Here is a 7,054-nt window from a genome sequence, read left to right as displayed (position 1 = left end):
CAGGCATCCGGCACACCGGACCATGCGGTGAACAACGTTTCATCGGCCGCGAGGCGGGACTTCAGGGACATGAACTCTTTCCTTGTTAGCGACCGCAGTTTCAGCCGGAAACGGCGGCAAAGGCAAAGAAAAACCGCCCGGATAGGCCGGGCGGTCGATTGGTCCAGCGTATGGCCGCGGGATCAGCGCATGGCCCGGATCAGGTGTTCTTGATCTGCTCGATCGCCTGCGCCATCAGTTCGTCCATGGTGCGGCGGATCTGGTGGTCCGACTGCTCGACGCCGGCCGCGTCGAAATCCCCGCGGATCTTGCGGAACACGTCGTGGTCGCCGGCCTCCTCGATGTCGGAGATAACCACTTCCTTGGCATAGGCGTCGGCATCGGCGCCGGACTTTCCGAGCTTTTCGGCGGCCCACAGGCCGAGCGCCTTGTTGCGGCGCGCCGAGGCCTTGAACCGAAGCTCCTCGTCGAATGCGAATTTACGCTCAAAGCCCTCTTCACGGTCTTTCATGCTGCTCATGGCGTCCCTCCGGGTCAAATTCGATTCGTTGGCGGTGAATATGTGCGTTGTCAAAGCACAAACCAAAAGGTCGCGGGCCGGTCAATATGCTTCATCGCATGCTGCGCTGCGGCATTTCAGTCCCGAAAGCGGTTGATTGGAAGGATTTGCCGATTGAGCAAACGATGTGATTGGGATAGACCCGGCATTGAACCCTACCGTAGCCGCACTATTTCAGGCAGACGGACAGGAAATGGTCTGATACCGCCTGTCCGGAACCCCAGAGAAAAATCAGATGAAAAATCGCCGCCGCATTTATGAAGGCAAGGCCAAGATACTCTATGAGGGACCCGAACCGGGCACGCTTATCCAGTTCTTCAAGGATGATGCAACCGCGTTCAACAAGAAGAAGCACGAGGTCATCGACGGCAAGGGCGTCCTCAACAACCGCATTTCCGAGTATATTTTCAACCATTTGAACCGCATGGGCATTCCGACCCATTTCATCCGCCGTCTGAACATGCGCGAGCAGCTGATCAAGGAAGTCGAGATCATTCCGCTCGAAGTGGTGGTGCGCAATGTCGCCGCCGGTTCGCTGTCCAAGCGGCTCGGCATCGAGGAAGGCACCGTTCTGCCGCGCTCGATCATCGAATTCTATTACAAGGCCGACGCGCTCGACGACCCGATGGTGTCGGAAGAGCACATCACCGCGTTCGGCTGGGCGAGCCCGCAGGAGATCGACGACGTCATGGCGCTGGCGATCCGCGTCAACGACTTCCTCTCCGGCCTGTTCATGGGCGTCGGCATCCAGCTCGTCGACTTCAAGATCGAATGCGGCCGCCTGTTCGAAGGCGACATGATGCGCATCGTCGTCGCCGACGAGATCTCGCCGGACTCCTGCCGCCTGTGGGACGTGGCGACGCAGGACAAGCTCGACAAGGACCGTTTCCGCCGCGACATGGGCGGCCTCGTCGAGGCCTACCAGGAAGTTGCCCGCCGCCTCGGCATCATGAACGAGAACGAGCCGCCGCGCCCGACCGGCCCGGTGCTCGTCGCCTCGACCGACGGCCTCAAAGGCAAGCCGCACTGATCGCGGTTTGCGACCCGATAATCAGAACAGGAGCATGTCCAGCGTGATCAAGGCCCGCATTACCGTCACCCTCAAGAACGGCGTGCTCGACCCGCAGGGCAAGGCGATCGAACACGCATTGTCCGGCCTGGGCTTCGGCGGCGTCGGCACGGTGCGGCAGGGCAAGGTGTTCGACGTCGAGCTGGCGGAAAGCGACAAGGCCAAGGCCGAAGCCGACCTCAAGGCCATGTGCGACAAGCTGCTGGCGAATACGGTGATTGAGAATTACGCGGTGGAGATAGGCTGATTGAACTCAGTCTTTGCAAAACATGCAAGCAACGTTGTGGAGCTATTCCACCGACTCGACGATGCAATAGCCCGTGGCTTTCTGGATAAATTTCCACCAGAGCCGGGTGTGTATTTATTCTTGGAGGATGGCACTCCCGAAAGAATCGGGCGTACGAACAATCTCTCACAGCGATTAAAGAACCATCTCCGGCAAGATCATGGTTCTGCTGCGTATGCCTTCAAACGCGCTCGTCAAAAGCTAGGGCTAAAGCCCACATATCGCAAAGGTTCCGGCAGGAAAGACCTTCAAAAAGACCCGGCTTTCGTTGAAGTTTTTCGGGCAGAGATCGAGCGATTGAAGACACTCAGCGTGAAATATGTGGTTGTTGAAGACATTGCAGAGCAGTACCTGCTCGAAATTTACTCAGCAATCGAATATGGGTTCGCCCTAGACGAGTTTGGGAATCACTAAGAAAATGAAATCCGCCGTCGTCCTCCTGCCTGGCCTCAATCGCGACCGCGACATGATCGCGGCGCTGACCAAGATTTCGGGAACACCGCCGGTCACCGTCTGGCAAACCGACACCGAAATCCCCGATGTCGATCTGATCGCCATTCCGGGCGGTTTTTCCTTCGGCGACTATCTGCGCTGTGGCGCGATCGCCGCGCGCATGCCGGTCATGCGGGCAGTGGCCGAAAAAGCGGCCGCGGGCGTGACGGTCATCGGCGTCTGCAACGGTTTCCAGATCCTGGTCGAGGCCGGCTTGTTGCCGGGCGCCTTGATGCGCAACACCTCGCTGAAATTCGTCTGCCGGCAGGTGAAGCTCGAGATCACCAATGCCAACACCATGTTCACCCGCCGCTATCAGCCGGGCCAGATCATCCGCTCGCCGGTCGCGCATCATGACGGCAATTATTTCGCCGACGCCGACACGCTTGCCCGTCTCAAAGGCGAAGGCCAGGTGGTGTTCCGCTATGCCGAGGGCACCAACCCCAACGGCTCGATCAACGACATTGCCGGCATCGTCAACAGCCAAGGCAATGTGCTCGGGCTGATGCCGCATCCGGAAAACCTGATCGAAGCAGCTCATGGCGGTACCGACGGCCGCGGACTGTTCGAGAGCGCCCTCGGCATCGCTGCCTGACGATATCGAAGCGAACAGCTTGAAAACAGCCGGACATTCCTGTCTCTTTGGAGCAAGTCTGGTTCATTGGGGAGAGAGACGGTCATGAAACTCTATTCGCGGCCGTTGTCGCCCTACTCGTCGATCGTGCGGGCATTGGCCTACATCAAGGACGTGCCACTCAAGATCATCGCGCCGCCGCCCGGTTTTCCCATCCCGGAAGAGTTTCGCGCCATCTCGCCGATGAACCGGATTCCGGTGCTGATCACCGGCTCGGGCGAGACGATCGTCGAATCGGTGGTCATCGCCGAATATCTCGAGGAACGGTTTCCAGAACCGGCGCTGCTGCCCCCCGATTCCAAGGACCGTGCGCTGGTGCGCATGTTCGCCCGCATCACCGATCTCGATGTGCTGACCCCGTTGATGAAGCTTTTCGAGCTTCATTCCGTGCCGAAGCGCAACAATGCCGAGATCGACGCTCAGTTCGCCCGCCTGCATCATGGACTGGCGGCAATCGAGGCCCGTATGGCGCAAGGGCCCTTCGCACTCGGCGACGACATCAGCTTCGCCGATGCCTGGCTGACGCCGACGCGGTTCATCTTCAACAATTTCCGCGCCATGACAGGACGCCACGACCTGCTCGACGCCTATCCCAAATTCGACGCCTACCAGCAGATCGCCTCGCAACACCCGGCATTGTCGCGTGTGTGGGGCGAGATGACCGACGGCTTGAAAATCTTCCTGTCCGAGCTTGAGATGGGTGCCGCTTGATCAAGTCGAGGACGATCGCGCTGGTCGCCGCGACGGGCTTTGTGCTGGCATCCTGCCAGTCGACGCCAAAGAGCACGCCTGTTCCCTCGGGCAAAAGTGCAGCGCTGCTGGCCATGGAACAAGTGGCGATCGCCGCCCACAAATGCTGGATCGCCAGCAAGGACCCGGCCTTCAAACCGTATCAGATGGCCAATGAGCTGAATTCGTTCAGCGGCACGCCGCGTTTCCTGCTGGTTCCGGCCAAGCACTATGGCGGCAAACCTTTGCTGGTCGTGCAGGCGCAAGGCAATTCTAGCCGTGTCGACGTCTTCGGACCGCTGATGAACGATCCGCTCGGCGCCCGCATCGGCTCCGACATTTCCCGCTGGCAGGCCGGCAATCCGGCCTGCGCCGCGACGGCCTAGCCCATGGGCCGGTTCCTGCAGATTGTGGGGCTGGTCATCGGTCTGGCCGGGCTCATCCTGCAGTTCTGCATCAGCATTCCTGCATCGATGGAAGCAGGCCGCAGCCTGCTTGGCTCCGTCATTTTCGTCTTCAGCTTCTTCACCATCCTGACCAACATCGGCGCGGTGCTGGTGTACACGTCGCTGCTGTCACCCACCTTCTATGCCTGGCTGCCGGCCTTTGCAGGGGCGCGGATGCGCACCGGCGTTGCGGTTTCGATCGCACTGGTCTTCATCATCTACGCAACGGTTCTGGCACGACTCTGGCAGCCGCAGGGACTGTTCCTGCTCTGCGATGTTCTCCTGCACTACGTCACGCCGGTGCTGTTCGTGCTGTGGTGGCTGATATCGGGCGCCGACGGCCGGACACGCTGGAGCGACATTTCGTGGTGGGTGATCTATCCCATCGCTTATCTGGTCTATGCGCTGGTGCGGGCGCCGCTTGCCGGCGAGGTGCCCTACCCTTTCCTGAACATCGCCAAGAACGGCGCGACCAGCGTCGTCATCTCAGCTGCAGCCATCACCGGACTTTTCCTCGTGCTGTGCGTGGTCGCCGTCCTTGCGGACCATGCCGTTGCACGCACCAGGGCGTCGAGGGTCCGTTAGAACTGTGCGGACCTTCTGTCCGGATTTCCCGGGACCATCATCTTTCCCAAACCGGTTCCCACTTTTGGGATCACGGTCAGTCCCAGAACGGCCTGATGCCCTCGCGGTGGGCGTCGCAGCGCGTGACGCCGATATCCTTGAGCTGGTCGTCGGTCATCTCCAGCAGAGCCAACCGGCTGCGGCGGCGATCCAGCAGGTTGTCGATCCATCTTGCCAGCGACCTCAGCACGCGCACAAGGCGGCTGACAAAGCCGCGCTGAGCCGACGGGCGTGTCGATTGGGCCGATAATGCAGCGCTCGAATGACGTATTGTCACGATTGTATTCATTTTCTTTCTGCCAAAGTCCTAAATTGTACCCTTTTGGCACGCGATTGATATGTATTGACTCATCTATCGGTGCAATATAGAAAATTGTCACCATGACAAATTGGCTTCCAGATCTCACTGCCGGCTCCGGCCCGCTGTATCAGCGGCTGGCGGATTCCATCGAGACGGACATCGATCGGGGCGTGATCGATGCCGGCGCAAAGTTGCCGCCGCAGCGCGACCTCGCCTACGACATCGGCACCACCGTCGGCACGGTCGGCCGGGCCTATCAATTGCTGCGCGAGCGTGGGCTGGTGAGCGGCGAGGTCGGGCGTGGAACCTATGTGCTCGGCCAGCGCGCGAAGCCGGATTTTCCGGCTCCGGACGTCGGCGGCGAAGGCACGCGCTATATCGATGCGCCTAAAGGCAAGCTGCGTTTCGACAGCACCGCAGCACCTGATATCGGCCAGGGCGACATTGTCGCCGGTGTCCTGTCGCGCACGGCGCAAGACCATCCGCATGAGATTTCGAGCTACACCAGGGATTTCCCCGAACGATGGTACGAAGCCGGCGCCCGCTGGTTGGCGCGCAATTCCTTTCGCCCGGATGCCGACACCATCGTTCCCACGCTCGGCACCCATGCGGCGGTGATGGCGGCGATCGCGGCGCTCACCATGCCTGGCGACTATGTTGCCTTCGAGCACCTCACCTACTCGCAGGTTTCCCGCAGTGCCGGCTTGATCGGCAGGCGCACCGCGTTGGTGGCATCGGACGATGAAGGCATCGATCCGCAGGATTTCGAGCGCGTCTGCGCGCAAAAGCATCCCAAGATGATCTTCCTGATGCCGACGGCGCAGAATCCGACGCTGGCCACCTTGTCGGCGGCGCGCCGCGAAGCGATCGCCCATGTCGCACGCGAATACAATGTCGTCCTCATCGAGGACGACCTCTATGGCAATCTGACCGATGATCCGACGCCGTTGCTGGCCGAATATGCTCCTGAGAGGACCATTGTCGCGGGCGGCCTGTCGAAGTCGGTCGCAGCCGGTGTGCGCGGCGGCTGGCTTTCCTGCCCGCCCGCCTACCGCCACCGCATCCGCGTCGCCCACAAGATGATGACCGGCGGCATGCCCTTCCTGCTGGCGGAGGTGAATACAAGGCTGGTGCTGTCCGGTCAGGCGGATGAGATACGAAAGCGCAGCATCGCCGAAATCAGCGCCCGCATCGCCATCGTACGCGAGACTTTGGCCGGCTTCGCCTTCAAGTCGCATGACAGGGTGCCCTTTGTCTGGCTGACCCTGCCCGACCCCTGGCTTTCCGGCACCTTCAAGAACGCTTGCCTGGAGCACGGCGTGCTGATCGACGACGAGGACGAATTCAAGGCCGGCCGTTCCGAGCAGGTTTTCCATGGCGTCCGCTTCGGCGTTTCGCAGCCGAGACAGCGCGGGGATATCGCTGAAGGCGTTGCGGTGATCCGGCGACTTCTCGATGAAGGCCGCGCCGGCTACGACAGCTTCTCCTGACACTGCGTGGCTTTGTCCGGTTTTCCGTCGTTTTTCGTCAATCCATGGGTGTATCGGCCGCAAGGCTTGCGATAAGACGGGACTCAAAATCCCAACGTCCCGGATAAAAATCGCCGCCCATGACCATTTCCAATTCCGTGCCGATCACCCCCGAGCTCATTGCCTCACACGGGCTCAAGCCCGACGAGTACCAGCGCATTCTCGACCTCGTCGGGCGCGAGCCGAGCTTCACCGAACTCGGCATCTTCTCGGCGATGTGGAATGAGCACTGCTCCTACAAATCCTCGAAGAAATGGCTGCGCACGCTGCCGACCACCGGACCTCAGGTCATCCAGGGGCCGGGCGAGAATGCTGGCGTGGTCGACATCGGCGATGGCGACTGCGTCGTCTTCAAGATGGAGAGTCACAACCACCCATCCTACAT

At 60.6% G+C, this 7,054-nt stretch carries 10 protein-coding genes and 1 pseudogene; 9 read left to right on the top strand and 2 right to left on the bottom strand.

Annotated features, from left to right (window positions below):
- Positions 1 to 199: 199 nt before the first annotated feature.
- A complete protein-coding gene (locus EN879_RS18405; RefSeq protein WP_013532126.1) occupies positions 200 to 520 on the bottom strand; it encodes a DUF1476 domain-containing protein in 321 nt (106 codons plus the stop codon).
- Between the two features lie 274 nt (positions 521 to 794).
- Between EN879_RS18405 and purC the strand changes: the two genes are divergently transcribed.
- The 7 genes from purC to EN879_RS18370 all read left to right on the top strand — a co-directional run bounded on the left by purC (position 795) and on the right by EN879_RS18370 (position 4,800).
- Positions 795 to 1,589 carry a phosphoribosylaminoimidazolesuccinocarboxamide synthase gene (gene purC, locus EN879_RS18400; RefSeq protein WP_013532127.1) on the top strand — a complete coding sequence of 265 codons (795 nt, stop codon included), beginning with the start codon at positions 795 to 797 and terminating at the stop codon, positions 1,587 to 1,589.
- A 43-nt stretch (positions 1,590 to 1,632) separates the two neighbouring features.
- Positions 1,633 to 1,875, top strand: coding sequence for a phosphoribosylformylglycinamidine synthase subunit PurS (gene purS, locus EN879_RS18395; RefSeq protein WP_063170213.1), 243 nt, complete (start codon positions 1,633 to 1,635; stop codon positions 1,873 to 1,875).
- The gene (locus tag EN879_RS18390; protein WP_063167821.1) at positions 1,876 to 2,328 is read left to right on the top strand and encodes a hypothetical protein; all 453 of its coding nucleotides are present in this window, start codon (positions 1,876 to 1,878) and stop codon (positions 2,326 to 2,328) included.
- Between the two features lie 4 nt (positions 2,329 to 2,332).
- Positions 2,333 to 3,001: a phosphoribosylformylglycinamidine synthase subunit PurQ gene (purQ, locus tag EN879_RS18385; RefSeq protein ID WP_127274165.1), complete on the top strand. Its 669-nt coding sequence runs from the start codon at positions 2,333 to 2,335 to the stop codon at positions 2,999 to 3,001.
- Between the two features lie 84 nt (positions 3,002 to 3,085).
- On the top strand, positions 3,086 to 3,751 hold the full coding sequence (locus EN879_RS18380) for a glutathione S-transferase family protein (RefSeq protein ID WP_013532130.1): 666 nt from the start codon (positions 3,086 to 3,088) through the stop codon (positions 3,749 to 3,751).
- Positions 3,748 to 4,155 (top strand): hypothetical protein, encoded by a 408-nt coding sequence (locus EN879_RS18375; protein WP_063167820.1) that lies wholly within the window; start codon positions 3,748 to 3,750, stop codon positions 4,153 to 4,155. The genes EN879_RS18380 and EN879_RS18375 overlap by 4 nt, the downstream gene beginning before the upstream one ends.
- A 3-nt stretch (positions 4,156 to 4,158) precedes the next feature.
- Positions 4,159 to 4,800, top strand: a complete 642-nt coding sequence (locus tag EN879_RS18370; RefSeq protein WP_013532132.1) for a Pr6Pr family membrane protein — start codon at positions 4,159 to 4,161, stop codon at positions 4,798 to 4,800.
- Between the two features lie 76 nt (positions 4,801 to 4,876).
- Here EN879_RS18370 and EN879_RS18365 read toward each other — a convergent pair whose 3' ends face one another.
- Positions 4,877 to 5,128, bottom strand: coding sequence for a DUF1127 domain-containing protein (locus EN879_RS18365; protein ID WP_063167819.1), 252 nt, complete (start codon positions 5,126 to 5,128; stop codon positions 4,877 to 4,879).
- A gap of 92 nt (positions 5,129 to 5,220) precedes the next feature.
- Here EN879_RS18365 and EN879_RS18360 point away from each other — a divergent pair, with 92 nt between their 5' ends.
- Positions 5,221 to 6,630: a PLP-dependent aminotransferase family protein gene (locus tag EN879_RS18360; RefSeq protein ID WP_013532134.1), complete on the top strand. Its 1,410-nt coding sequence runs from the start codon at positions 5,221 to 5,223 to the stop codon at positions 6,628 to 6,630.
- A gap of 119 nt (positions 6,631 to 6,749) precedes the next feature.
- Positions 6,750 to 7,054 (top strand): annotated as a pseudogene (locus EN879_RS18355) (phosphoribosylformylglycinamidine synthase II); the annotation flags it as partial.

This window comes from Mesorhizobium sp. M7A.F.Ca.AU.002.02.1.1 (assembly GCF_003998535.1).
Taxonomy (GTDB): domain Bacteria; phylum Pseudomonadota; class Alphaproteobacteria; order Rhizobiales; family Rhizobiaceae; genus Mesorhizobium; species Mesorhizobium ciceri.
Note: the sequence above shows the minus strand (reverse complement) of the source record. Positions and strands in the feature narration are given on the sequence as shown.